Origin of the sequence: Nesterenkonia natronophila, assembly GCF_003595215.1 — a bacterium.
In the GTDB taxonomy this organism is placed as follows: domain Bacteria; phylum Actinomycetota; class Actinomycetes; order Actinomycetales; family Micrococcaceae; genus Nesterenkonia; species Nesterenkonia natronophila.
Genome location: NZ_QYZP01000002.1, coordinates 551618 through 578586 on the forward strand (window position 1 = coordinate 551618; position 26969 = coordinate 578586).

A 26969-nucleotide genomic window follows, 5' to 3' on the forward strand; every position below is an offset into this window, starting at 1 on the left:
GGCCCTCTACGGGGGAGTCAGTTCCATGAATTCGCTGGGCGCTCCGCTGTAGGTGACCACCAACTCGTCGCGAGCCCGAGAAGCCGCGACGTACAGCAGGGAGCGCTCCCTTTGCCGGGCGTCCCTTTTCTCCGCTTCGGGAAGGTTCTTCAAGGCGTACCGGGCAGGGAGATGGTCCGCGCCCACGCCGGTGAGCAGCACGCACTGGAATTCCATTCCTTTGGCGGCGTGCATGGTGCGTATCTGCACAGCACCCTCCTTGACGGCGCTGTCCCGCCCGAGCACCTGGGCAGGGACCCCCTGGGAACCGAGCACCTGGGCCAGGTCCTGCATATGACGTTTGCTGCGCGCGAGAACCGTGACATCCTCTAAGGCGCGGCCCCATTCTTGCCAGTATTGGATCCGTTCGGCGGCCGCCACGTACTCTTCCTGGACGGTCTCGCGCTCGATGATCACCGGCTCGGGCCCGGTAAGGATGGAGGTGTAGCCCAGTGTGGACGTCACCTCGTCGGGATCCTCTGTGTTGTCCTCCAACGCTTCCCACTTCTCGCCTTCCAACAGTGACACCGCGAACCGCAGATTCTGCGCGGTGGTGCGGTAGTTGAGTTTCAGGCGCCGGCTGCGCCCACGAATCTCAATCCCGAACTGCTTCAGCGTCAGTTTCTGCCCATAGATCCGCTGGTGGGCATCTTCAGCAATGAAGAGGTCGTCGCCATGCACAGGCGCCAGGGCTCGCAACAACTGCCAGTGTCCGGCGTGAAAGTCCTGGGCCTCATCAACCAAGACATGGTCTACAAGGTGGCCCCCGCCAAGGTCAGCCCGCGGCTCGAGAATAGCGGCGGACAGCACCGTGACCTCTGCGAAGGTCAGGCGATCGGACGCCAAATTTGAGGTGCGGAACTGTTCAAAGATCTTCCACAGCTCCACGCGTTGTGGACGGGACAGCCGGGTACCCCGGCCGGTCCGCGGAACGCGCACATACTCTTCCAAAGACTTCACCCTGCGAGCGAGCACCACCGACAGATACTCTTGTTCAAGAAACGCCTCCTGGGTCAGTGACTGGTCCAGCTGAGGGTCGGCAGTCAGCACCGCATCCTTCCACAGCTGTGCTTCCTGAGGGCCGCCCACACGACGCCGGAACTCATTGCGTCCGGGCCCGAAAATAAGCTCCTGGGCCGCACCCTTCTCCTCGGCGGTGGCGGCGTCAAGCACCTTGGCAGCCACCTGATCGATCCCTGTCACAGCCACTCCAGCGGCCCCCAGAGGGACCTGCGGAACAGTATGGTCCAGCTGTTTGAGTTGGTGCCGGAGCGAATCACCGAGCGCCACCGTGTAGGTCGTCAGCAGAATGCGCGCCTCAGGGGAGCGCCGGTGCATCTCGCGCGCACGGTGCACAAGAATGACGGTCTTGCCGGTACCTGCTCCACCAGTCAGCCTGAAGGATCCGGTGCCGCGGTGGTCCACATATCGGCGCTGTTCCGGGTGCAGGAAGATCTGCCACTCGGCCATCGACAGCTCGTTATAGGCCTTCTTGACTTCTTCGGGCGTGCTTCCGATGAAGGAGAATGCTGACGGCGCATTCCGGGCGCCGGCGGTGAGTTGCTGATCTTCCTCAGCTTCACGCAGCTGCTGGACTTCCTGATCGTCTGGCAGGCTCAGGTTCCGCCGCGCTTCCGCAATGCCAGTACCCATGGCCAGCTCCAGCAGCATGAGGCGTTGCACCTCAGGCATCCGGTCTGCGACGGCGCTGACGCCAGCTTGGTCGTTTGCCTGCAGCGCCGCCTCGGCGTATCGGGGTGTGATGCCGGCGTCTTCGACGAGCGTGTCTACCGTCCAGGAGAAATTCTCCAGGGGATTATCCCGTTGACCGGCTGCGGTCAGGGCTTCCTCGCGGCCTTCCTCCCGCCCCATTTGGAAGGCTTTCTCCACGGCTGCGTGATCACGCGTTTCGGCACCGGTCACTTCAGCGACGCCGAGTGCTGCGTTGAATGTCAGCTGAACACTCGAAGCCATTTCTTCGGCCGTACTAGTGAGGGCTTTTTCGTTGCCTTCGTCGTGGGGCCATACGCCGACCATGTGGTAGATGCGTTGGTCGTCGTGATCCACTCGGAAGAGCACAGCACGGTAGAACTTGTTGACCCGCCCGGTGCGCACGCGCCTGTCCGCGGCGTTCTTGAGGGGTTTGATTTTCAACCCCGGTGATTCATCGTTGTCACTGAGCTTCTCCAAGAAGCTCCACACCATGGGCTGTACGGACTGGTCAAGGGCACTGATGGACTTCAGGCCCGTCTTGGTCATCACCATCGTCGCCATTAGTTGCTCCTCACCATGTCAGCGACCTCGGCAGCAGACGGCGCCACCAGGACTGTCCAACCTTCCTTCGTCAACTCTTCCTCCACGCCCTGGTCGTCTACTGCGAAGACCGCAATCTGCGCCGAGGGGTAGGCGATGTCCACGGGGATTCCGTCCACCTGCTCCTCGCCGACTTCAGGTATGGGTAACTCCAGAGTCGCCAGTTCGCGCAGCAGTGCCCGCTCAACTTCGCTGATCCCTTGACCGATCGCGGTCCGCCACTCAGGAGTGAGCTCGGCTTCGGCAGCAGTCTGCCGGACATGGTCCGGGACGGGTGTCTCGGTGGCGGTGCGTGGTGCCGGGTAGGTGACGGGTACGCTGACTGCTGCGTAATCGGCCGCCAGGATGGATTCCGCCGATCTCCTTGTCAGCAGGGCGGTCTCCACGGTGGGTCGGAAACTGAGCAGGGTGGAGACGAGTAACCAATCCCGCCAATGGTGGGCAAAGTCTGGAGCTGCCAAGGCCTCCGGGGTGTCTTCCAAGCTGTAGACCACCCGGGGGGAGGTGGGAAGGCCGTTGGCCCCCGGGCTGCCCACTGCCACGAAGAGATCCGCGGCCCCCAGGTGCCGTCGCCACCACCGGTCCTGCGGGCCGGCACCTAGGCTCAGTCGCTCGCTGATGACACCCGGTTCCACCTGCGGCGCTGGTTCCAACGCTGTGGCGTCCAATTCAGCCAGATGCGGAGGCTTGCCCTGGGGCATGGAGGCAAGCGCTACCCGGTGAGCGAATTCTGCGAAGACTTCCCGGTCCGGCTGGTGGAGCCATTCCCACAGCAAGTGCATGGCAGAACGCTGCATGGCCGCCACCAACTTTTCCTCAGCTCCGAGCATCTCTAAGTAACGGCTATTGATCCAGGAGACCGGTGTCACCGCCGGGGCGCTGTCGGCACGGAACGATCGGACGTCCTGATCGGTCAATGCCCACGGGATAGCTTCCCCACTGACTCGCAACGAGTGACGCTTTTTGGCGTCGTCGCCCAGGCGGTTGTGTTTCTGCGAGGCGTGATACTGCCGGCCGTCGGTATAGATGGCAATGTGGGGCACGCCAGGGGATCGCAGCAGGAAGTCGGGGCGAGTGCCTGCGAGGTCCACCTGTGGTTCCAAGAGCCACTGGCGACGATGACCTGGCAGTGTGAAAGACAGCCGGGTCCGGCCTTTCTGGACATCCTGGGTGACGACGCCGCCTTCGGCTTCCACCCGTTGCCGCAGCACATCCCGGAACTGGATCTCCAACGGGGACTCCCCGGAGCTCTCCACGACAGGCCGTTCCTGCGAGGTCTCCCAGGGATCGAAGGGGCCAGTACTGTCAGACGTCGCGGCCAGCAGCGTGGACAGAATCCGCTCGGCCGAGGACCGGGAGACCAGGTCCATCGCATGGTGATCGGCGTGCGGCAGCAGGCACCGGTGGCAGGCCAGCTGGCGTTCCTGGGCTCCGCCGGAGTCACACAGGCATTCGCTAACCACTCTCCACGCAGCGTGCAGCATGGCGTGGACCTTCTCCGGCTGGGTGAACTCCGCCAAGTATCCGGTGCCGCCGGGAATGTTGTCGTGCAGCAGCAGCGTCTGGCCGGAGTAACCACCGCTGCTCATGGATTCCTGCTCCGGCACTTCCATCACATTGAGGTGTGCAGGGGTGCCGCGGAAGGCTTCCTGCATCCCCAACAACAGTGCGGCCTTCAACGTGGGGATCGTGTAGGTGTCCTCCACCAGCTCCACGGGCAGGTGCAGCAGCACAGCTTGAGTGGTCAGCTCACGCGCCAGCGCAATCTCCAGCGACTGCTCCTCGACTTCATTACGGTAGCTGCACCAGAAACGGTGATCCTTGGCGTGGTTGCTCTGAATGTGGCGGTCACGCGTTCCGCACTGCGCGCACACACGGAACATAGGCGCCTGCACCTCTTGACCCACCAGGGTGCGCGCCCGGGCATGATGACCGCGAGGCCCCAGGTTCAGCCAGCGCAGAGTCACTGACTCAAGGAACTCCGCCCCGAACGCGAAGTCTTTGACGTACCAAGGCTCACGAACGGCGTGGGGGTCAATATCGGCAGCGGCAAGTACTTCATAGGAGGAGCGAGCGCGATCATCGCGCCGGTCATTGATAGCTGCCTCGTCCCGACGCATTTCAGCGCTGACCTTTTCAAGCACGACGACGTTGAGCACTTGACCGGTATCAGCGACCCCGGCTGCCCCACACCGGGGGCAGGCTTGGACCGTGTTGGACCAGCGCAGCGAGCCGTCCCCCGTCTCACCGGCGGAGTGGACCTCGGTGTTGATCCAGCCGCAGGAGGGGCAGACCTGCCAGTGCTTCAGATGCCTACTGTCCTCTCCGAGCTCCACGGCATCGACTTCCAACTGCATGCCCTGGGCGTAGAAGGTGGACCCGGGTGCCAGTTCGCGCAAGGCCGCCTCGGCGCCACGCTTGAAGGGGTAGACCTCAGCTCTCCATTCGCCATCGCTGTCGTCCAGCCAGGAGATGCGTGCTTCCAGTTCCACAGAATCTTCGATGAGCGTGTAGTTCGGGAAGAGGCCGTAGCGTTCCAACCCGGAGATCCACCACTGCTCTGTGGTCAGTTGCCTTATGGCCGCCTCAGAGTGACGGCGGGAGCTTTCAGCCCCGCGCAGTTCCTCCTTGGCGTCGGCTACATCCTTCGAGTCTGCGGCAGTGCTGGTGCGCAGTGCAGTGGCGAGGGCTTCCCGGAGGGTGGGCATCTGCGCGGTGAGCTGCTTGACTCGTTCCTGCTCTTCGCGCAGGTCGTCGTTGTACCGGTGACAGGCCTGGTGCAGTCTGCTGATCAGTGCAGTCTCCCCCTGCCCCTGTGGCGCCAGGGCCCACTGCTGGAGACGTTCGCGGGCGGAGTGGGGGAGCTCATCACTGAACTGGCTGAGGAACTGGTCCAGAGTCTCTTGGCCTCTGATGGAGAGCAGACTGATGATGCGGCCCAGGTAGTTGTCCTGGTCCTCGGTGATGCTGCGCAGGACATCACTGAGCCTGTTGGGCCGTGGCGCGTCTTCAGTGCGGGCCAGAATGTCACCGCAGAATGCGAGGAACTGCCGGCGCAGGATTTCGTCTGCCTCCAAGTATGTTCCCGGTGGCCGGACTTCACCGTTGATGACGGACAGGGGTTCGTGCAGCCGCGGCAGATGCTTCCCCCTGCCCTGAACGAAGGCCAGGGCCAGGGAGTTCCCGGAGAGCCTTCCGGCACGTCCCACTCGTTGGACGTAGCTGGCCACTGAGGTCGGCATGGAGGAGAGCATCACGGTGGAGAGGCTGCCGATGTCGATGCCCATTTCCAAGGTCGGGGTCGCTACCAGCACATTGGGCGCGGACGGGGTCTGGGAAGACTGCCGGAACTGGTCCTCATACTCCAGCCGTACCGCGTCGTTGAGCAGTGAGGTGTGTTCCCGGGCGATGACCCGGGAGATCCTCCGCGCCCCGTAGAGCCGCTGCCGGTAATAGTTCTCTGCCAACATCTTGGCCGGTTCCAAAGTGCCGGTGCACCGCAGATGCAGGCAGGGTGCGCCGTTCATCTGCTCGACCACCTTCTGGGTGCCCATCGTCTTGGCTCGGCAGGCGGTGCATGCCAGGGAATGCTTGCCTCCTGCCAAGTCCTCGCCCCGAGTGAGAGTGAGGCGAATTCGCTCCGGGTTGAGCGCGTAGATGACCGCCTGGGTCTTCTCGGAGGTGTGCGTCTCCACCACTCCGGCCTCGGCGAGCTCAGCGAACAGTGCTTTGGCAAGGTGCCCGGCTTCCTCACGTCCGGCGCCTAGGGCCTGTCTGGTCCACCAGGAGTACCAGGCTTCTGCGGCGGTGACGGCGTCGAGCTCGGAGTCCTTGGGCTTCTCTCCTCCCACACGTGGGAAAGCAGGCGTGGACCGGCCAGTGGGGAAGGCGGGTGCCCCTTCGCTGCGTCTGCGGCCCGCCCAGATGTGCCACCGGTGCCCGTCATGGCGCAGATACTTCTCCAACCAGGGGTGGGCGAGCCCACCCTGTAGCCGCATACGGATCAGCACCCCGCGCGCCCATTGAGCCAATGCGGAATCATCTTCAAGACCGAGCTCCAACTGGTCTCCGCGCCGTGCGAGGGCTGCCTTGGCCAGATCCGGCAGAGACGCACCGGAGGGTACATCCGTCTCGACCACGGCCGCCCCGGTCAGCTCCAGGGTCCGTCCGAACCGGGCCTGGAGGCCGAACTCCAGCTCGGCATCAAACAGCAGACGACGCCGGACGGTGGCTTTGGCTTTGCTGCGTTGGCTTTGTGTAACTTCCGGGTCCCAGAACGGCTTGAATCTCTGGTGTTCGGTGAGTTCAGGGGGGACCACCATGAACCGGTCAGAGGCCTCACCACTATTGGCCAGGTCCATGACCGCGTCCACCACCTCGGCCAGGGATGGGGCATGCTGGCCCTGCTCTGCGAGTTCTGCCATGCCTTGGCGCAGCAGTGTGCGCAATGTGAACGTGTGGGACCGGGATTGGATGAATCCGGCGCGGTGGGCGGCGTCTTGGACGGAGTCGGTGAAGACCAGGGCCTTCTTCTCTGCTGTGTCCAAGTGCTCTGCGCCGAAGAGTCCGCTGACCGCCACTGTGAGCAGCGTGGCGATGGAGCTGCCGACGAACCGGATGGCGTCTGGGGTGTCACAGACCGGACAGACCTGCCGGTGGGAGAGATCCTCGGCGGTGAGTCCATGATGCATGCGCACGGCCAACAGGTTCTGCTGGGTGAATTCGTCCCGGTAGTCGTCTGCGACGTCGACCGCGGTCCCGGTCTCGGTGAACACCTTGTCTTTCTGCAGGAAGGCCCGGTTCCGGGTGTGGAGGATCTCCAGGCCTTCGGCCACATTGGGGTGCCGGCCGCGTTCTAACAGGGCATCGATCTCTTTGGAGGCATCCATCAGCGCTCGGATTTTTGGGTCGCGGCGTACGGATGCTTCCCGTATTTTAGGCCCGTTCATTTCGACCGAATGCCCGTCGGGGGTGAGCATGGAGGCCCATCCTCGGGCTCCGCAGTGACGGCAGAAGATCGCGGGCAGTGGGGTGAGGCCTTCGCCCTCCGCGTCTTCTTGGACGGGTCCATCATCGGACCACCGGTAGACCGGCACATGGTCCAGGAAGGAGTCCAGGCGGCTGACCTCGCGGACCCACAGGTGAGTCTCTACGGTCACAGCCGCGCGGTCCAAGTGTTTGCGCACATGGGAGAACACGGCCAGCAGGTGGGTGAGGAACTCCGCGATCTCCTTCTGTCCGAGTCCATCCCCGGAGACAAGCAACTGATCAGCTAGGTCAGGAAGTGCCACGGCCTCGGTGGCGGTTTCCAACAACTTCCTAGTCCAGGGGTGGGCCTTCAGGGCGGCCTGAATGTCCGCTGGGGAGTCTGCGGCGGGGGACTTTTCGAACAGCACATCCAGTACTTTGGCGATAAGTTCCTGCGGGTCGCTGCTGTGGCGGATCGCAGCATTGGCCTTGGTGATTTTCGGCCGGATTTCCCGATCCTCTCGGGGGCGGGCGTACACGTTAGCGCCCCGGGCGAGCCAGTCGTTGATGCTTAGCCTGGACTCAGGCACCACGGCAGAGTGCGGGAAGTCGATACCGAAGACAGTCTTCGCGAAGGTGAGCATCGGGCTTTCCTCGCCTGGGGCCAGCGCGCCGCCCAGGGTGGCTGAGGTCGCTACTGGTGTGATGCGGCCTAATGGCTTTTCTCGGTCTGATTCGTCCGGACCATGGGCGACGCCCGTGAGGTCGGCAGGCCAGTAGGACTTCAGCGCTGCGCCCAGCCGGCGCAGGAGCATGGCAACGTCAGTGCCTTGAGCGCCGTCGTAGGTGTGGAATTCGTCCAGCACCAAGTATTGGAGGCTGGTGGCCGATGCCTGCCACAGACGGCTGTCGTCGCGGCGCAGGAGCAGCTGGTCCAGCATCTTGTAGTTGGTGAGCAGAATGTCCGGCGGCCTGTCCCGCATCGCATAACGGCTGGTGATCAGGCCTTCGGTGGTCACTTGCGAACGTGCGGTGTCTTGCTGTCCGGTGTAGAGCCCTGCGGTCACGCCAGACAGCTCGGGGTGTGTGGTGAGCAGCTGGGTCAGCCGGTTGGCCTGGTCATTGGCGAGGGCGTTCATCGGGTACAGGATCAGCGCTTTGATCCCCGTGATGCCTTCACGCTTGGCACGGAGTATATGGTCCAGGATGGGGAAGAGGAACGCCTCGGTCTTACCCGAGCCGGTGCCGGTAGTGACCAGTGTGGGTTCGGGACGGCGGAACTGACCGGGTTGGGGGGACTTGGTGGTCAGTCTGGTGAACGCTTCAAGCTGGTGGCCATAAGGGGGATAGTCCACCGGGTAGAAGTCGAGGCTCGTTGGCTTGTCTTGCGCGTCGAGTGCGGCTGGCGCGGAAGCGAAGGGTAGGCGCAAGCGTACGTAGGGGCCACGGAACATGCCCTGGTCGGGTTGCTGCAGGAAATGTTCCAGGGCGTCGGCGGCTCGCTTGTCCGAGAGCGCAAATGTGGTGGTCAGGTACTCAGTGAGGTTCTCAATCAGAGACCCGGCGTGCTCGGTGGGCCACAGCTCTTGGGTCGGGCTCATGGTTCATCCTCACGGGTGGTGAATTCCTTTTCGAAGCGGGCGTAGGCTTCGCGCATGTCGTTTTCGCGGTCGAACTGTCGGAACGGGAACTCGTAGGTGTAGGTGACGCCGGACTGAGGGTGCGTCCACTGCCGGTCCTCTCGGGTCATACCCTCTTCGCCGAGCTTGGCGTAGGCCTTCAGAACGGGATCGGGCACCTTCCGCCCGTTGGCGTCGTAGCGATCCTTCTTCTCGTACCCCTGCATGACGGGGAACTGCGTACGGTAGATGATGCACAGTTCGTCGGCGGTGAGGCCGAGTGAGAGTGCGGCCAACGCGTCTAGCTCGACCATGAGCTGACGGCGTTGAGCAGCATTGCGAGCAGGCGACGACGGCGTCCACGGCTCACCCATGACTTCTTCCCAAAGTGGGGCGTAGGCGGATGTGAGGCAGATGAGAGAGGCGGCCCGACGAGCCATTGAGGCGCGTCCCCAGGAGGCAGGCAAGCCAGGCGCACTCAACATGAATGACTCGGTAAGGTCTGCGACACCGGACACTCGCGTATAAAAGTCATAGGGGAGACTGGACAAGGCACCAGCGAGCGCTAGTGCATTCGTAGCCCCGATACGGAAGGTTGAAGCGCTCCTGAGAGTGAAGAGGTGCGCTGCCCCCGGCGGGACGATTGTCGGATAGAGGGTCCGAAAGCCCGTTGTGGAGGCCATACGCCGCCACGCGACTCTGAAGTACGAACGTTCGGGCACCGGCTGGCCCTTTGGTCCGATCCAAGATCCGTAGTCGCGGTCGTAGGGCATGTCGCGATTGGGTTGGTAGCTGGTTCGTGGGATGAAGTCCGCGGGGAGGGCCTCGAGGTCAATTTCCTCGTTGTCTTTATTGCTCTTCATAGTGGCGCGAGGCTCTTGGAAGAAGGGATTCGCCACTGAGAAATGGGGTCCTTGGAGGATGATGTCATCCCAGGAGTCGTTTACTGCGGAACCCACCTCGAAGTAGCCTCTTTTTCGGTCAGCGGTCTCATGCCACCCGGAGGAATACTGCAGTTTCAGCTCTCGAACGCGTGGAGCGTGAGCGAGTTTGCCCAGGACGAGTGAACTCGCACGGTTCACTGGGTAGACCATTCTTGCCTGCAGTGCGGGTGTCCCCGGTTCGTCGAGAATCGACGCCCATGTGGCCAAGACGCTTTGGTCCACGGCCAGTATGCGCTCCGGGTGGGGACGCACGTCCCAGTTTCCCTCGGGGTCTTTAAGACCAGGAACTTCGGTTCCGCCTTGATGATGCAGGGATCGCTCAACGGTGTCCGGTTGATAGAGGGAAGCGGCCATGATGAACTGCGCCTCAGTACGGCGGTCTCCGTAAACGTGAACCCCGTAAACGGTGTGGTTGTCGACCTCAAACAGTTTCTTCTCGTTCACAAACTGCCAGTGTCGTCGCAACCGTCGGTACGTCTCTTCGCGGAGCCGGGCAGCTTTCTTCTCAGTGAAGTGTGATTCTGGATGGATGAGAGCGACGCGACCAGATTCGCTTGACGATCGCCATGTACGGACCATAAACGCCCTGTATAGATCTGGTTGCAAGCCCTTGAGGGTGGCGTACTGTGTGGTTGCGCCCAGCCACTCGGCCAGCAACGGAGCCTGCACGGCGCCGGAGACGAACTCTTCGCGGGCGCCGGGTAGTGCCAGAGTCTCCACTTCACGAGCACTACGCTGTGCCTGCGTCGGCTTGGCGGCCAATTGCCACCACGGATCGTGTTCAGCCAGAAGCGCGTCGAGATCTGATCGTGGCCGCACCCAGGGCGGGTTCCCCACTTGGAGATCGAACCCGCCTTCAGCAAACACAGTCGCAAACTCCAGCTCCCAATGGAAGAAGCCTTGTTCGTTGGCAATGCGCTCGCAGGTGGTCAGCCATCCGTGTTCCTCTACCAGGTTCTTGACCGGCCGCATCAGGAAGAACTGTTTTTCGAGTTCTTCCGCTTCTTCCAGGTCGGCCCAGCTGGCACTGCTCAGCACGCTCATTTGGCCTTCAGACCGGTACTTAGGTTTCAAGCTGGTCCCAGTGGTGCCGAGGATTCCCTCCAGGGCCACAATCCACTCATCGAGATTCGGCGGCAAGGGCTGTTCGGCGTCGTCGGGCAGCACTGGCCAGAACCACAACGCACTCCAAGCGTCCATCGCACGCTTTAGGCGTTGAAAGATGCCGTCAGGGTCCCAGAGCTTCCGCTCAATCTCGGTGCGAGTCACCGCCGGGGTGCCGTGTTCGGGAGCCTCACGGCCGTAGTAGTCGATATCGCGACGAGCTTCCGCCTCAGCGATTTGAAGACGCCGCAGGGCAATGGGCCACAAGCTCTCCACGCGCTGGGCCAACCCCTGAAGACGTTGGACCTGCTCCTTAGTGAGCTTGCGCTTGACGTCCTTCTGCCAGACCTTCAGCGCCTTCTGGTTGGCGCCTGCCAGGGTCTTGATCTCTTTGGCGTCCGCAGCGGCTCCCCACCCCTCACCGGGTAGCAGGAAATGATGGATGGCGCCTGCTGCGGCGGGATCAGTTTCCCCTCGCTGGCTGGCCTCCGCCATTTCGCGCAGGGGGAGAGGCGTGGGCTCCACTGCATTCTCACCCGTGTAGTGGCCTGCTCGTACTGCGTTGGCGGTGTAGGCCGCACGCCGGGCCCCGACTAAGGAGTTGCCGCGTTTCAGGCGCAGCCCGAACCACGGCGCCTGCAACCCTTTGTTCATGGTGTCCAGCCACAAGGAGACCTCTGCCAGCTCCACCGCAGTGGAGTTCAGGTCAACACCGTGAACCTGGTGTAGCGCGATCTGGGCTTTGACCTTCTGCAGTTCAACGGCGAAGTCTTCGGCAGGGATCTGCTCTCCGAGTTCGGCCTGGCGGCGCTTGAGATACTCACCGGCAAGCTGCCGGACAGCCTCAATCGCGAAGGCACCGGAGCCCAGTGCGGGCTCACAGATGGTCAGCTGCAGGATCTCCGAGGCCGTGGTGGTGTGGGGGTGTCCGTGTTCATCAGGCTGGTCCAGCAGTTCCTCCAGAGCCTGGGAGACCACAAACCTGGTAAGGACCTCGGGGGTGTAGTAACTGGCGGACTGTTGACGCTCCCGGCCTGCCAAACGAAAGACGAAGCTGCCACGCCGGTGAACTACCGCCTGTGAGCCACCGGTGCCGTCCTCAGTCTGGACAAAGTGTTGGGGTTCGATGCCGTCACTGCGGGTGGTGGGCACCACCCAGGAGCCCTTCTCCGCGTTGCCGTCGGGGGCGACCTCGTGAAGGTCCTCCTGTGCGATGAAACCCGTATAAGACATCAGGCCCTCATAGACCGCGCCGAGCTGGTTGATGCCCAGGTTGGCGTATGAAACGAAGCCACGCTGTGTACCGCGCTTCTCACTGGAGAGCAGCAGGCGAGTCAGGACGTCATGCAACGCCTCGTTAGACAGCTGCGCCTCATCAATCAGCGCGGTGCGTTCGGGGTTGAACAGGTCAGCCTCGAGGGGCTGGAAGTCCAGGGTGGGAGCATCGAGGTTCTCCTCTGACTCCGGCCGGTCGTGCTGCTGGGAGTGGTGGGAACCGTTAACCAGTTCGAAGAGCAGCTGCAGAGAGTCATAGAAGTGCGTGCCGCGGCGGGAGGATTCTGTGTTGAGCTCCTGGCCGATCAGTTCACGCAGCCGATCCAGACCGTAGCCGGTGTCATATTCCTGGGCTCCCACAGGGAGCACCTGCAGCTCTGGCGAGGCCTCGGCGTAGAGAAGGAAGAGTATCCGGTATAGATAGCGCAGTGATTGGCGTCCGAGTTCTTTCCCGTCGATGTCTGTGACCGGGAGGTCTTGGGCTCGGCGCCGGGCCAAAGCGTCGTTAGCAATGATCTCGATGCTGCGCCGCACACCTTCGCGCAGGTCCTTCGAGACTGACACGGAGTGCGCCACTGATTCCTCTAGGACTCGGTCCCACCAGATGCTGCCGTCTGCGGCGGGCCGGAGGGAATCTCTGCCGAAGATCGCCAGGAAGTAGTCGATCTCTCCGCCGCGGGTGCTCTGATTGCGTTCAGAGACGAGCAGCACATCAGCGGCAAGGAACCGGCCTTCTGGCCAGCGTTCACGTTCAGCCAGGATGATGAAGCGCCCTGCCATAGCGGCCACGTACTGAGGTGCTTCCTCGGTGAGAAACAGGTCTGAGATCAGTGAGCCCAGAGTCGGTCTGGTGAGTTTCTCTCCCTCGTAGATGGCGCCCAACGGGACCGAAGATGTCAGGGCATCCTCCACGGTGTCGGCGGGGGTGGCGCTGAGCCAGATGAGGTCGGAGGTCTCCGTCTCAGAAGGCTCCGCCCAGACGCCCTCCACGGTGAGCGGGGCGCCGGAGCGTTCGGTGCGCACAGTGGTGAGTTCGCCCGGGTAGCCCAGGGCTTCACGCAGCGTGGCGTAGACCGGTTGCATTCGCTCTGCCGGTGCACCTTCGGTCAGGTTGGCCAGGTCCGTGACCAACTTCTGCCGCACTGAGCTGAAGCGACGGTGGGTGTTGGGTTCGCCGGCGTTGTCGGCCTCTTTCCACTCTTTGCGGAGGGTGTGGACCTCTTTGAGGAAGGAGGCCTTGGTGTCATCGGTCGTGAAGAAGTGGTCGCTCAGGAACTCCGAGCTGTTGAGCAGCGATTCGAATTGGGGCATCAGGCTGCTCCTTCCGGCACCAGGGCCAGCAGCGGGCGGACCAGGTTCTGGGCCGGGCGCAGGTCTTCAGCGAGCTGCTTCTCCTCAGCGATCCGGTTCCGGCGGGACCTCAGCTCCTGGCGACTGACCAGTGCATCAGCTTCCTGCTCCCACCGGCTGGCCCGGTTCAACCAGCGGTTGAGCAGCTGCTCTGCGTGGGAACGGTGCATCTCATTGCTGGACTCCAAGTGGTCCTGTGCTTTGGTGATGGCTGGCCCCAGCTGCTGGGTCAGCGGCTCTACATCCAGGGCGCCCGGGTTGGTGAGGCGGGTGCTCAGCCCGGTCTCCTCAAGCCAGTCACTCAGATCATGCAGGGGAAGGACGTAGAGACGGTTGACTGCCATGAAGGTTCGGCTGAGCAGGTGACCGCGACGATTGGTCACGGTGCCCATCATGAGGAACGTGGGTGCCGGCACGTTGGCGCGCAGCGCGAGCACCTGGTTGCGGGACATATCAGCCAGGGCACGGTCCGCAGCCCAGTCCAGCACCGGGTGCAGGGGGCCGAGGAAGTGCGCCGCAGGCCAGGTGATCGACTCTTCTTTGCGGGCGTGCTCCAGTTGGCGGCGGCCCTCCTGCGGGGTGGTGGCCAGCTTGAGTTGCTGCAGCACTTTGCGCTCGCTGACGTAGTCCTGCGGAAGGTACTCCAACCGGCGGCGAAGGTCGCGGATGTCCTCGGTGACGGAGAGCTCGGCAATGGCTGAGTGCGGCGAGTAATTGGTCCACCCCAGCTTGGTGTGCGGATCGTCGAAGGCCTGGCGCAGGGCCTCCTCCAGGTACTCCAGATCCGAGCCGTAGAGCGACTCCCGCGGAGCGACAGCTGCTCGTTCGGTGGGGCTGGTCTCGGTCTCGGGTGAGTTGGCCTCTTCAAACAGCATCAAGTACTGGCCCCAGGCGCCGTCGTCGTCCCCGGAGACTGCCTCCGGTTCAGGAATGAAGTCATCGACGTCCTGACCGCGCTCCAGGGCGGTCATCACATCCTTCTCCTCGGCGGCGACACTGTGCTTGCCCATCAGTGAAGCCGCATCCCCGAGCACCTTGTGGGCGGCGTGTTCCTTGCGGACAAGGTTGGTGAAGATGCGGATGTCTCCGCGGAAACGCTCGTGATTCGGCTGCAGAAGCAGGGTGGCGATCTGCGGAGGCCGCAGCTGGCCGTAGCGGTCAATCCGCCCGTTGCGCTGTTCAATGCGGATCAGGCTCCACGGCACGTCATAGTGAAAGAGGTGATGGCACTGGGAGTGGAGGTTTACCCCCTCCGATGCCATGTCCCCGGTGATCAGCAGCCGGACTTTGGAGGAGCCGCGCTTGAACTCGTCCACGATCTCCTGTTGTTCGACGTCGCTGAGACCTCCGTGGAGGATGCGCACGGCAGGGTCTTTCAGCTTCAGGGCATCTTTGAGCCCGTGGGAGAGATGATGAAGCGTAGCCACTCGTTCAGCGAAGACCACGGCCCGGGTCTCGGAGCGGGGGCCGATGCCAATGGTCTTCAGCTCCTCGACAAGCCGGGTGAGTTTGGCACCGGGTGTTCGCTGGGCCTCGGCAGTGAGTTCCTGCAGGATCCGGAGCGCCTCACGTTCAGTGTCTGCGGCGGGGGAGAGGTTGGTCTCGATGCGTTTGAGCCGCTCTGCGACCGTCTCAGCCAGCGCGGCGGGGGAGGAGAGGAACGCCTTGACCAGGGTCCAGCCGAAGAGGGCGTTGTTCTTGGTGGAGGGAGACTTGCCGGAGGCGGGGTACAACCACGTGTCTGCGATCTCTGAGGCGACAGCATCTTCTGCCGGGGTGGGTGAGACCAGCAGGTTCCGCGGCTCGGGACGTTCCGCCCATTGTTCGCCCACCTCGGAGGCGACCTCAGGACTGTAGCGGTGGCGCCGAATGATCAGGCGCTTGACCGCCTCCTGGTCCACCCGGCCCTCCGGGCTGACCGCGGTGGGATCCAGAAGCCGGATCAGCTCTGCAAAGGATGACGGGTTCCCGTTGTGTGGAGTCGCAGACGCAAGGATGAGGGCATCGGTACGTGGTGCCAGGGTGCGGGCTAGGCGATTGTTCAGCGTGCTGCTGTTAGTGAGGTTGTGCGACTCATCGATCACCACAGCGTCCCAGTGCATGCGTTCCAGGTGCGCCCGGTACTGGGCGGACTTCAGGGTGTCGATGGAGACGATGGCCCGCTTGTAGTACGTGAAGGGATTGCGCGTGGCCGGAATCTTCTGGCGCACCTTCTGGATACCCGCGGAGTCCAGGCGCACGAACGGCAGAGCAAAGTGGACCCACATCTCCTGCTGGAACTGTTCGAGCACGTGGCGGGGTGTCACGATCAGGATCCGCTCGGCCCGGCCGCGTGCGGCAAGCTCGGAGAGGATCATGCCGATCTCGAAGGTCTTGCCGAGACCTACTGCGTCGGCCAGAAGGATCCGCGGACGCAGGTTTGCGGGGTCTAGCGCCCGGGTCACCGCCAGCTGTTGGTATCCCAAGGGGTCCGCCATGCTGCGCGTAGACACAGTCAGTTCGCCACTGGAGGTGGGCTGGGGGGTTTTCCGCAGCGTGGTCTCCAGGAAGAGTTTGGACAGGCGGAAGCCCGGCGAGGGGTCGGCGACGATCTGCGCGTGTGCCGGATCCACCACGGTGATCTGGTCCAGCCCGGAGTAGAACGCGGCGGTGGTGTCTCGGACCAGGTCGCTCAGTCCCCGTACGTGGACCAATGTGCCCTGCGGAGTGTCTGCGGCGGCGGTGACCATCCACTCTTCATCGCGCACCGTGACCACGGAGCCGGGCGCCACGTTGACGCGATGCACCTGGTCAGAAGCGGTCTTGAGTATTGTCCCCGTCACACTACGAGCCTATATGCGACCAAGGAGACTGTGGAGGACATGACGTGCTGACGTAGCCTGAACTCATGCGAGCCATCACATTCGATGCCCCTGGAGACGAAGAGGTCCTGACCTGGAGCGAGGTGCCTGGTGTGGAGCCTGGTCCCGATGAGGTGCTCATTGAGGTCGCTGCGGCGGGTGTGAACAACGCCGACCTGCTGCAGCGCAAGGGCAACTATCCCGTGCCGCCCGGAGCCTCCGAGATTCTAGGACTGGAGTGCTCCGGAAAAATCATCGTCCTGGGTGAAGATGTCACCGGGTGGGAGGTCGGCCAGCACGTCGCTGCCCTGCTCACCGGTGGAGGTTACGCCGAACGGGTGGCCGTTCCCACTGAGCAGCTACTGCCCGTGCCGGAGAACCTGGATCTGGTCAGCGCGGCCGCGCTTCCCGAGGCTGCCTGCACCGTCTACTCCAATATCGGGATGGTCGCTGGTCTCAAGCGCGGGGAGTCCTTCCTGGTCCACGGCGGTGGCAGCGGCATCGGCACCCACGCCATCCAATGGGCCCACGCCCTGGGGGCGCGCGTGTTCATCACCGCCGGTAGCCAAGAAAAACTCGACGCGGCACTAGAGCTGGGTGCCAGCGTCGTCATCAATTACCGCGAAGAGGACTTTGCCGACAGGATCAAGGAGGAGACCGATGGTGCCGGGGTGGACGCCATCCTCGACATCATCGGGGCGCCCTACCTGAAGCCGAACCTGAATTCACTGGCCTACAACGGGCACCTGGTCATCATCGGCGCCCAAGGTGGGCTCAGTGACGCCGAGCTGGATCTGGGTCGGATGCTCAAGCGCAGGCTCCACGTGTCCGCGACCACCCTGCGCGGGCGCCCCGCAGAGGAGAAGTCGGAGATCGTCACCGCAGTGGAGCGGAACGTGTGGCCCATGGTCGCCGACGGCCGAGTCAAACCGGTGGTGCACACCGTGCTCCCCATGAAGGACGCCGCCGAAGCCCACCGCATGCTGGCCCAGGGCAAGGTCATCGGGAAACTCGTGCTGACGCCCTGAATTTCCGGCGGCAGGCCAGAACTTCAGTCCAGAGGTCCCGTTCAAGAATTGTTGAGGGTCTTGGGATACAGTCCTTGCATGATTGTTCGTCTCATCGCAATGCGCGTCGCACGCGCAGCTATTCGCATGTTCCAGCAGCGCAACCGTGGACAGGGCCAGCCTCCTCGGGGCTGAAGAACTGACCCTCGACGGTTTCGGCGTTAACCACCTGCTCAAAAAGTGGCGTGCAGAGAGTTATCTTCCCAGCGCGAAGATCCAGATCTCACCAATGAGCAGGAGAAACAGCAACGCCACGCAGACTAGAGCGAAAGTCGCCAGAAACGTCGGCGAAATAACGGGTTCTGTGATCAGGTCATCGGCCGACATGGGACCTGAGGCGCCCTCGCGGCGCCAACTGCTTGGGACTGCACCGTGGACCGTGGCATTCTGCTCTTGCGGATTGTGTGCACTCGGAGTGGACATCGGGACCATCACATCCTCGCTGATGTTGCGGGTGATTCCTCGATCGGGGAGCGGGGCTGTGCACCCCGCATCCGATATTCAAGAATACCCTCCATGTGCCGGTAGGCGGTAGGGCGGGGCCTACTGAGCGCTCGCGAGGTGCACTCTGAGCAGGTGGCGCCGCTCAGAAAACGGTGGGCCGGTGGCAGAGCACTGATGGCTCCACCACCGGCCCACCGGCGTCGTCCTATTGGTCTTAAATGCTCAACAGGGCTCAGATCAACACGGCTCAGAGCTGGGGTGCAGCAGGCACATCAAGGTCCGTCTGAACCATATGGTTGAAGTAATTGGTGTAGAGGTTCAGGGTCACATGGGTGGAGAGCTCGGTGAGCTGCTCTGTTGACCATCCTGTATCCAGCGCAGCCTGCCAGGTGGAATCCTTCACATTGCCCTTGTCGGCCGTGGCCTCCCTGGCTACCTCAAGCAGAGCTGCAAGCTTGTCATCAAATTGGACGGCGCCCTGCCGGATGGCAATGGTCTCGTCCTCACTGAACCCGGCGGCCTTGGCCCCCTGGGTGTGCGCGGATTGGCAGTAGGTGCACTCATCCACGTTGCCGACCGCAAGTGCGATGGCCTCACGGGTCTGGGCATCGAAGGTGCCATAGTCTTTGATGACCTGCTGCAGTGCGACATATCCCTGGAGGACCACGGGCGATGAGGCCATGGCGCCGTGAATGTTCAGGACCTTCCCGAACTGCTCTTCGAGACCCTTCAGCTCAGTCTGCACGCTCTCGGGGGCGGTGTCGACAGATTCTACTTTTGCGCGGCTCATAATGCTGGCCTTTCCTTCTGTTGGGGTGTAGTTGTGCAACTTCGGTTCTTAGGTCTTGGCTCAGGCAGTTGTTCGCGCGATGGCGTTCAGGCGCTGGTGATCCAAGAGAGTGATCCGTCCACGGACTTGGCGGATCAGGCCCTGGGCGGCGAATTCTGAGAGGACTTTGCTGGTGGCTTCCCGCGTGGCGCCCAGCAGCCCTGCAAGCTGTTCGTGGGTGATGCGAATTGCAGGACGCTGGCCTAACCGCGCGCCCAAGGACCTCGCGGTGGTCGGCTCATTGCGGGTCAGGAGAGTCTTTGCCACACGCGCCGCCAGCGGACGCAGCGCAAGGTCGGTGAGTCTCTCCTCCAAGCGCGCTGCCTGGCCACCGAGCAGCCGAGCAATCCGCACCGCAATTCTGGGGTCGGTGAGGAGGTGCTGCTCGACGTCGCTCACGCTGAGCTGGCACACCACCGAATCCTCTAAGGCTTCGGCGTAGTTGTCATACATCTGCTGACCGACCAGTAACATCTCACCGAAGACGGCTCCTGGTTCCAGGATGGCCAGCGTGAAGGCCTTGCCGTCCTCCGCCACCCGGAAGATGCGCACCCTGCCTTCCTGCAGCACAAACAGCGCACTGACCGGCTCTTCCTGGGAGAAGACGAGCTCACCGCGACGGAATCGCCGTTCCGGGACTCGCTCATGCAGCGAGTCCTTCTCCTCTGAGGAGAGATCGGCAAAGAGGTCCACCTCGCTGAGGCAGGTGAACTCGGAGTCTTGGGCGGTCAAAGTGTCGCTCTCCTGTCGCTGCGACGACCATGGCTGGTCACCGCATGTTGAAGCTTGTACCAGGTCACGGGCACACAGCAAGCGGCTGGCGACCACCGACATGTGCTGGACCTCCTCGTTTCGACGACCCTACCGACAGTAGGCAAGCCGATGAGCTCAAGTCTGCAATCCAGGACACATACGTTCACGGAATTAGGATGATGGGTCGGCGGTTCCCGTCAGGTGCTGCCGTGACGGCGTCGTCGTTCTTGGCGACGACGCACCAGGCTGGAGAGTGCCCCGGTGGCTCTTTGGACCAGGCGGGAGTCCAGGCCGGACCGGGCATGAGCGATGGCGGCATTCCAGAGGGCGTCGTTGTACGTGGGATAGGCGTGAGTAACGCCCGCCAGCTGCCGCGTGGTCATCTTCTGGGAGACTGCCACAGCGAGCTCACCCAAGGATTCGCCAGCCCTCGGGCCCACGATTGTTCCCCCGAGGATCCGGCCGCGTTTGCCGATGACCAAGCGGACAAAGCCTTCCTTTGTCCCTTCGGTCACTGCACGGTCCGTGTCCTGCAGCGTGACGGTGGAGGTGGTCTCTCCTGGGCCCGAGGCGTCGGTCTTGCCCACCGCGGCGACCTCCGGGGACGTGAAGGTCACCCGGGGCGCATCCCGGCTCACCGTGCGTCGCAGACCCAGAACAGCGTTCGACGCCGCCGTGCTGGAATACACGCCCGCGAGGTGAGTGAACTTGGGGTACTGGGTCACATCACCAGCGGCCCAGATGGAGCGATTCGACGTTCGCATCGAACCGTCGACGAGCACCTGCCCGGCGTCGTCGCAGTCCACGCCGACGGTGTCCAGACCCAGGTTCCCGACGCGGGGAGCGCGCCCGGCGGCGATCAGGACCACATCAGTTTCGACCGACTCACCGGTTCCTGTGCTCACTGCAGTCGTTCCATCGGCCGTGCTGACTCGGGCGGCCTCCTCATGCAGCACTGTCACCCCGTCGCGTTCTAGGCTGGAGCGGACCAGGGAGGAGGCGTCGTCGTCCTCTTTGGGGAGCAGACCAGAGCGAGCCAGCAGCGTCACCTCTGAACCCAGCCGAGCGAAGGCCTGACCCAGTTCGCACGCCATGGGTCCGCCTCCAAGCACCAGCAGCCGGGGCGGAAGGCTTGGCAGGTCCCAAATGGTCTCAGAGGTGACGAATGGAGCGTTTTCCAGCCCTTGTATTGGAGGAATCGCTGGCGTGCTGCCGGTGGCGATGAGCGCTTGGCGGAAGCGAATCAGCTTCCCGTCCACAGTCGCTTCACCTGGGGCGATGAACCGTGCTGAGCCGTGTAGGGCGGTTACGCCGAATGCCTCAAGCGCTTCAGGGGAGTCTTCTGGCTCAATGGCGCGGATGGTCTCGTGTATTCGCGCACGGACGGCATCGTAGTTCGGCTCCGCCCCGGTTCTCTGCCGGGCAGCAGCGGCTTGGGCGGCAGCTGAGAGGAGAGTCTTGGACGGAACGCAACCCGTCCACAGGCAGTCACCGCCGGTGCGCGCTTGTTCCACTAAGACGGTGCGGGCGCCCAGCCGGACGGCAGTTTTGGCCCCAACAATGCCCGCCGTCCCGCCGCCTATCACGAGGAGATCTATGTGTTCTTCCATGGCGGGGAGCGCGGGTGCTACCGGGAGTCGTTTTCGAGGGCGCCCTCGTGATGTGCTGCCTGGGAACCGGACTTCTCAGATTCCACCACGTAGACCGGATCTTCGCCTGAGGCTCGGAATGTCTGCCCCTTGAACGTGAGATCCTCGGTGTGTTTCGAGACCACCTTGCCGTAGGTCTTTCCCTGACTGGTCTTCCAGCTGACTATCTGGCCCTTCTGAAACGTCATCGTCGACTCCTTCTAAGCTGTCAGAGGTCCCTAAACTTCTGGCGGTTGACCCATGTGCGGGCAGGTTCGCCGCCCCAAGCGTCCCACGCGACACGGCCAGGAGTGGGATAGCCAGCCTCGCCCCGATGGAAGCCCTCGGTGTCGCGGTCCACCACGTGCCGCTTGAAGTATTGCTGCATCTTCTTGATCTGCCCGGCGCTGAGGGCATCACGGTTCGCCAACTGGTGAGCTCGGTGCTTTCCGGTATCGGTGAACCCGGACCCAGCCTTGCCCTCATCTATCCAGTCCAGAGCTCGCTTGGCCGCGTTGGCGACATCCTGCGGGGGAGTGTGCTCAGTCATAGGCGACATTGTGCCAGAGGGTGGCCTGTGGCACAGCCACACCCGGACACGGCTCGCTGAAATCGCGAAAGCACCATTCAGAGTGACTTAGTGGAGCCTCCTACCGGATTTGAACCGGTGACCTTTCCATTACGAGTGGAACGCTCTACCAGCTGAGCTAAGGAGGCGTGCGCCGGGCACGATCCACCATGCTACCGGCAGGTCAGGCTGACCCGCCACTTCGCCAAGGAGTCAGCCGGGCTCACCTCAGAGGCGCGTGTGCTGCTGCATGGTCGTCATCCGGCATGCGCGGGTCATCCTCCTCAGGGACCACCATCACCGGGCCGGCCGCGTGCATCAGCAGTGACGAAGACGTGGAGCCCAGCAGGGCGCTGGCAAGTCCACCGCGTCCGCGCGTACCGACCACCGTCAGCTGGGCGTTGCGAGTCTCATTCTGCAGCACCTCCACCGGCAGGCCGTCAATCACTTCACAACGGATGACCAGGTGTTCGAAATGCTCAGAGAGCCACCGAACAATGACCTGCAGCCGGTCCTCCAGCTCGTAGTGGCGACGTTCGCGCTCGTCGTAGCGTGGTCCCAATTCCGGGTACCACATCAGGGCTCCGTCCAATGGAGGTACGGACATCACCACACGCAGCGGCACCCCATGCCGAACGGCCGCCTCCGCCGCCTGCAGAGCCGCGTATTTGGACCCGCGGGAGGAGTCCATTCCGATAACAATCGGCCGCTCATCACTGCTGATCCAAGGATCCTCGTTCGTGGAGGTGAACTTGTAACTCCGGTCAACTATCACTGAAGGGCACGCAGCGTGAGCCGGGAGCGCGGATGCGACCGACCCTAGGACTCGGCCGACGAAACCGCCACGGCCGCGGGCGCCCACAACCACGATTTCAGCATTGGAGGAATGGGCCACCAGCACTCCGGCGGCGTCACCATACTCCACATGGAACCTGGACTCTCCGGGGAAGTCGCGGAGAATCTCCCTGGCCTCTGCCAATGTATTTTCCGCACCTTCGCGGGCCAGGGAATTGTCCACCGTCTGTGCGGCAGCTTCGGTGTTGCCCGGTATCATCCGGGGAACGGTGAACGCGGTGACCACCGTGACGGGAACATCCCGCCGCCAGGCCTCACAGGCACCCCACTGCAATGCTCGGATCGCATGGTCTGAACCATCGAAACCAACCAACACACCCAGTGATTTATTTGTGTCCAACACTGTGGTTGCCTCCTGAGGATTGCACTGCTGTGATGTCTGTGTTCGTGCACTTTTAGGCTATCAGTGGCACTGGTCACAGACCAGAGTCAGCAGTCCTGCCGACCGTCAAACAGCTCACCATCGATCAGATAATCGTCGGCGATGTTGTTCACGCAGGTGTTGCCCAGACCGTAGGAGATGTGGCCGTCTCCGTCATAGATCAGCAACGACGAGTTCGGCAGCATGCGGTGCGTATTCTCCGCCCATTCCACCGGGGTCGCCGGGTCTTGGGTGCCGCCGATCAGCAGCATCTGCGGCAGCTCTTCACTGGGCTCCCACGGCTCACCGGCTCGCTCACCCGGCAGCGCGTCGCAGAACTCAGTGTTGGCTGAGAGGAACTGCTCGGTGTAGGTCACGTCCTCGCCCTCAAGCAGTCCCGGGCCGTTCAGGCCCTCACCCTCAGGGGGATAGTCACTGCACATGATGGCGCGGAAAGACCAGCTGGAGATCCAGTCATAAGTGCCGTCAGCGTTCCGGCCGTCGGCGATGTCAGAGATCTGTTGGAAGTACTCAGGGTTCGCCTCATCCACCCACAGCTGGAGAGCCTCCAGCAGAACCTCCCGCCCTCCGGGGATGTACATGGTGGTGGACAGTCCGCCGAAGATCGTATTCGCGGTGACCTGCCGGCCGTCCGTGGCGGTCACCGGCTCTTCACGAATCTCATCGGTGAGTTCACTGATCCCGTCGAAGACCTCCTGCGCGTCACCGCTGATCGGGCACTCCTCCCGTCCGGCGCACCACTCGGCGAACCTCCACAGCTCCCGCTCAAAGCCGACGGCCTGGTCCCCAGCGATACCCGCCAGGCTCACCGACACATCCATCACGCCGTCAAGCACCCACCGGCCCACCTGATCAGGGAACATCTCCGCATACGCCAGGCCCAGCTTGGTGCCATAAGACATACCAAAGTAGTGCAGCTGCTCCTCGCCGATCGCCGCACGCAGAATGTCCATATCCCGGGCGGAAGAGATCGTGTCAATATGCTCGATGATGTCCCCGCTGCGCTCCTGGCACTGGGCGACCACCTCCGCCAGCTCCGCCGAGCTCAGGTCCACATCAGTCTCAAAGCCCGCCTCACCAGTCTCCTGGTTCCACTCCTCGTACTCGCTGTCATCCATGCACTCCAGGGGCTCAGAACGGGCCACTCCGCGCGGATCGAACCCAATAATGTTGGACTCCTCCCGCAGCCGACTGCTGAACACCAGGTTCGCCTGATCTGCGACCATCTCGTAGCCCGACGACCCCGGCCCCCCGGGGTTCATCACCACAAACGGCTGGTCGTCCAGAGTGTCGGAGACGAACTCGATCGTGATCCTCTCACCGGCAGGATCGGCATAGTCCCGGGGGACCTCGACGGACCCACAGTGCATCTCCTCGGCACAGTCACTCCACTGCACCTCCTGCTCATAGAACTCATCCAAGCCCGCCAACGGGTCAGTGGGGAAGTGCTCAGGAGCCACGTGGCCCGGGTCGGGTGAGACCTCGCCTGCGCTGCTCTTCGTATCTGGTTCGCCGGCGTCGTCGTCGGTTTCCTCCGGTGCGGGGGAGGTGGTCTCAGGCGCATCATCGGATCCGATAGTTTCCGGCTCAGGCTCCGAGTCCGCCTGGTTGTCCGCAGGAGAGCAACCCACCAAGAGCACAGCGACGACGCCGCCCACAGCAGTCAGTGTGGACAGAGGACTTTTAGCCACGTGGTCTCCTGGGGATCAGCTGCATCATGAGGGCTTCCATCGCCAGGGCAGGCGGCACGTTCTGTGTGATGCGCACCCGGGAGGTGTTGAGTGCATCCAGGCAGGCCAACGTCTGCTCGGGGGAGAGAGCCTCCGCCAATTCTGCCAGCTGACCGCGTAGATGTTCATTGATCAGCTCCGCACCGGTGGTGAGCTTCAGGCTCAACACATCCCGGTACACCGCAGTGAGATCAATCAGCGTCCGGTCCAACGAATCCGTCACAGCACGCTTGGCGCGGCGGCCAGCCTCGTCCTCCAATCGCTTGAACTGGGCGCGCAGCTTCGGCGGGACCTTCTCCTCTGGTTCCAGGCCCAATGATCGGCGCAGCGAGGCCTGTTCCTCCGTCAGGCGGGCGTCGGACTCCGCTGCGGCATCCGTCTGCGCCATGGCGACAAGCCGCGACGCCGCTACAATCGCCTGCGAGGCAGACCGAACCTTAAGCGGCAGCGACACTGTCTCCTCCCGGCGGGTCCGCGCCTCAGCGTCAGTGGCCAGCCTGCGCGCCACACCGATGTGGTTCTGCGACACTCGGGCGGCAAAGCGTGCCCGCTCGGGGGTCAGCCCATCGCGTCGGATGAGCAGCTCCGCCACAGCATCGGCAGGGGGGATGCGCAGGCTCACGTGCCGGCAGCGTGAGCGGATAGTGACCAGCACATCAGCCGGCGATGGCGCACAAAGCACCCACACCGTCCGCGGGGGTGGTTCCTCAATGGCCTTCAGCAGCACATTGGTGGCCCGCTCGGTCATCCGATCGGCATCCTCCACCACAATCACCCGCCACCGGTACCCCTGCGGGCGGTCCTGTGCGGTGGTGATGAGTTGGCGGACGTCCTCAATCCGGTAGCTGACATTCTCCGTGGAGACCAGCGACACCGCCGGATGCGACCCCGCGGCCACCAGGCGGCAGGACTGACAGTCGCCGCAACCCTGCTCCGGACAGTTCAGCGCGGCGGCGAACGCCCGGGCCGCATTGGAACGGCCCGATCCCGGAGGCCCGGTGAACAGCCAAGCATGCGTCGGCGCAGCGGAGCTCACCGCCGACTCCAGCTGTTCGACCACGGACTGCTGACCCACCAGCTCCGCAAAGACACTGTCGCTGCCCAAGGGAGCAGACGGCGTCGAGCCCTCAGGCGGCGTCGTGCTGGAGGGTGCGGGGAGATCAGAGGCTGCTGGTGTGCTCATGGGGCGCTCCCCGCGGTGGAGAGCAGCGGTTCTAAGCGAGCGCGCACCGCCTGGTGCAGCGACTCCACCGACTGGGTGCCTTCCAGCACCAGGTAGCGCTCCGGCGCCGCAGCCGCGCGGGCCAGGAAGGCTTCACGCAGTGCGGTGTGGAACGCCAGGTCCGCAGATTCGATCCGGTCCCCGGCGGCACCGCCGTCCCGGGCGGCCCGCCGCTGAGCAGAGACCAGCGGATCCACATCAAGCACCACCGTCAGATCCGGCTGCAACCCCTCAGTGGCCCAGTGGTTGATCTCGGCCACATCCTCCACGCCGAGGCCGCGGCCCGCACCCTGATACGCCAGGGAAGAATCGATGTACCGGTCGCAGAGCACCACCGCACCGGAGTCGAGGGCCGGGCGAATCTTCTGTGTCACATGCGCCGCCCGCGAGGCGGCGAACAGCAGCGCCTCCGTGCGGGGGTCCACCTCGCCCTGGCCGTGGTCCAGCAACAGCCCTCGAATGCGCTCGCCAACCTCCGTGCCACCGGGCTCCCGGGTGCACACCACGCGGCGCCCGGACTTCACGAGCCAATCCTGCAGCAGGCCCAGCTGGGTGGTCTTGCCTGCACCTTCGCCGCCCTCCAGGACGATGAACAGCCCGCTCGTCTCGTCGATCACGTCCATAAGCCTATAGGCTTGGGACCTATGGGAAACCACTGCCTTGCGAGCCCGCTGTGGAGCGCCGTCTGCTACGCCGAAGCCACCATGCACATTGTGCTGGCCATCGGCTGTATTGTGCTGGCCGTCGTCGCGCTGGTGAAATGCCTGCCGAAGAACCCGGACATGTTCTTCGTGCAGAACAAGCGCACCAAAGGCTTCTGGACCGGCATGACTGGCGGTGCCGTGGCGCTGACCCTGTTGGGGTTCTTGGGCATCGGCCCCTTCGGCCTGTTGTTCTTGCTGGCCGGCGCCTGCATGGCGGCCGTGTACCTGGCGGACGTCAACCCAGCCGTCAGCGGCAAACCGGACAGTTACTGAGCCGCTGCGGTCCCGTCCGCGCCGAGTAGACTCGGCGGCAGGACAATGGCGTCGCCAATTGA

Annotated in this window: 16 protein-coding genes and 1 tRNA gene; 2 read left to right on the plus strand and 15 right to left on the minus strand. The window is 63.3% G+C overall.

From position 1 onward, the window contains the following. Positions 1-6 precede the first annotated feature (6 nt). From D3250_RS07720 to D3250_RS07735, 4 genes are read right to left on the minus strand one after another with little or no spacing between them, the layout of a single operon-like run. Entirely contained in the window at positions 7-2313 is a 2307-nt protein-coding gene (locus D3250_RS07720) for a 3'-5' exonuclease (protein WP_119902770.1), read from the minus strand. Next, entirely contained in the window at positions 2313-8921 is a 6609-nt protein-coding gene (locus tag D3250_RS07725; protein WP_119902771.1) for a DEAD/DEAH box helicase, read from the minus strand. Before D3250_RS07725 ends, D3250_RS07720 begins: the two co-directional genes overlap by 1 nt. Continuing rightward, on the minus strand, positions 8918-13573 hold the full coding sequence (locus D3250_RS07730) for an Eco57I restriction-modification methylase domain-containing protein (RefSeq protein ID WP_119902772.1): 4656 nt from the start codon (positions 13571-13573) through the stop codon (positions 8918-8920). Before D3250_RS07730 ends, D3250_RS07725 begins: the two co-directional genes overlap by 4 nt. Next, complete coding sequence (locus D3250_RS07735; RefSeq protein WP_225973213.1) at positions 13573-16434, minus strand: DEAD/DEAH box helicase; 2862 nt, start codon at positions 16432-16434, stop codon at positions 13573-13575. The genes D3250_RS07730 and D3250_RS07735 overlap by 1 nt, the downstream gene beginning before the upstream one ends. A gap of 65 nt (positions 16435-16499) precedes the next feature. On the opposite strand from D3250_RS07735, the gene D3250_RS07740 reads away from it, so the two are divergent. Beyond that, positions 16500-17480: an NAD(P)H-quinone oxidoreductase gene (locus D3250_RS07740; RefSeq protein ID WP_119902773.1), complete on the plus strand. Its 981-nt coding sequence runs from the start codon at positions 16500-16502 to the stop codon at positions 17478-17480. A gap of 234 nt (positions 17481-17714) precedes the next feature. On the opposite strand, the gene D3250_RS07745 is transcribed toward D3250_RS07740, so the two are convergent. The 11 genes from D3250_RS07745 to tmk form a co-directional block, all read right to left on the minus strand. After that, positions 17715-17942: a hypothetical protein gene (locus D3250_RS07745; RefSeq protein ID WP_119902774.1), complete on the minus strand. Its 228-nt coding sequence runs from the start codon at positions 17940-17942 to the stop codon at positions 17715-17717. A gap of 268 nt (positions 17943-18210) precedes the next feature. Next, positions 18211-18753, minus strand: coding sequence for a carboxymuconolactone decarboxylase family protein (locus D3250_RS07750; protein WP_119902775.1), 543 nt, complete (start codon positions 18751-18753; stop codon positions 18211-18213). A 60-nt stretch (positions 18754-18813) separates the two neighbouring features. Then, the gene (locus tag D3250_RS07755) at positions 18814-19524 is read right to left on the minus strand and encodes a Crp/Fnr family transcriptional regulator (RefSeq protein WP_225973214.1); all 711 of its coding nucleotides are present in this window, start codon (positions 19522-19524) and stop codon (positions 18814-18816) included. Positions 19525-19742: 218 nt separating this feature from the next. Further along, positions 19743-21155 (minus strand): dihydrolipoyl dehydrogenase family protein, encoded by a 1413-nt coding sequence (locus tag D3250_RS07760; RefSeq protein WP_119902777.1) that lies wholly within the window; start codon positions 21153-21155, stop codon positions 19743-19745. Between the two features lie 17 nt (positions 21156-21172). Then, entirely contained in the window at positions 21173-21382 is a 210-nt protein-coding gene (locus D3250_RS07765) for a hypervirulence associated TUDOR domain-containing protein (protein WP_119902778.1), read from the minus strand. Positions 21383-21402: 20 nt separating this feature from the next. Then, entirely contained in the window at positions 21403-21723 is a 321-nt protein-coding gene (locus D3250_RS07770) for a hypothetical protein (protein ID WP_119902779.1), read from the minus strand. 91 nt (positions 21724-21814) lie between these two features. Next, positions 21815-21890 (minus strand) — tRNA-Thr (locus D3250_RS07775). A gap of 74 nt (positions 21891-21964) precedes the next feature. Further along, positions 21965-22936, minus strand: coding sequence for a universal stress protein (locus tag D3250_RS07780; protein ID WP_158583105.1), 972 nt, complete (start codon positions 22934-22936; stop codon positions 21965-21967). 89 nt (positions 22937-23025) lie between these two features. Beyond that, entirely contained in the window at positions 23026-24669 is a 1644-nt protein-coding gene (locus D3250_RS07785; RefSeq protein ID WP_119902781.1) for an alpha/beta hydrolase, read from the minus strand. Further along, positions 24662-25891, minus strand: a complete 1230-nt coding sequence (locus D3250_RS07790) for a DNA polymerase III subunit delta' (RefSeq protein WP_119902782.1) — start codon at positions 25889-25891, stop codon at positions 24662-24664. Before D3250_RS07790 ends, D3250_RS07785 begins: the two co-directional genes overlap by 8 nt. Further along, positions 25888-26553: a dTMP kinase gene (tmk, locus tag D3250_RS07795; RefSeq protein ID WP_438830133.1), complete on the minus strand. Its 666-nt coding sequence runs from the start codon at positions 26551-26553 to the stop codon at positions 25888-25890. The genes D3250_RS07790 and tmk overlap by 4 nt, the downstream gene beginning before the upstream one ends. Before the next feature lie 21 nt (positions 26554-26574). Here tmk and D3250_RS07800 point away from each other — a divergent pair, with 21 nt between their 5' ends. Further along, on the plus strand, positions 26575-26907 hold the full coding sequence (locus D3250_RS07800) for a DUF2516 family protein (protein WP_225973215.1): 333 nt from the start codon (positions 26575-26577) through the stop codon (positions 26905-26907). Positions 26908-26969 lie beyond the last annotated feature (62 nt).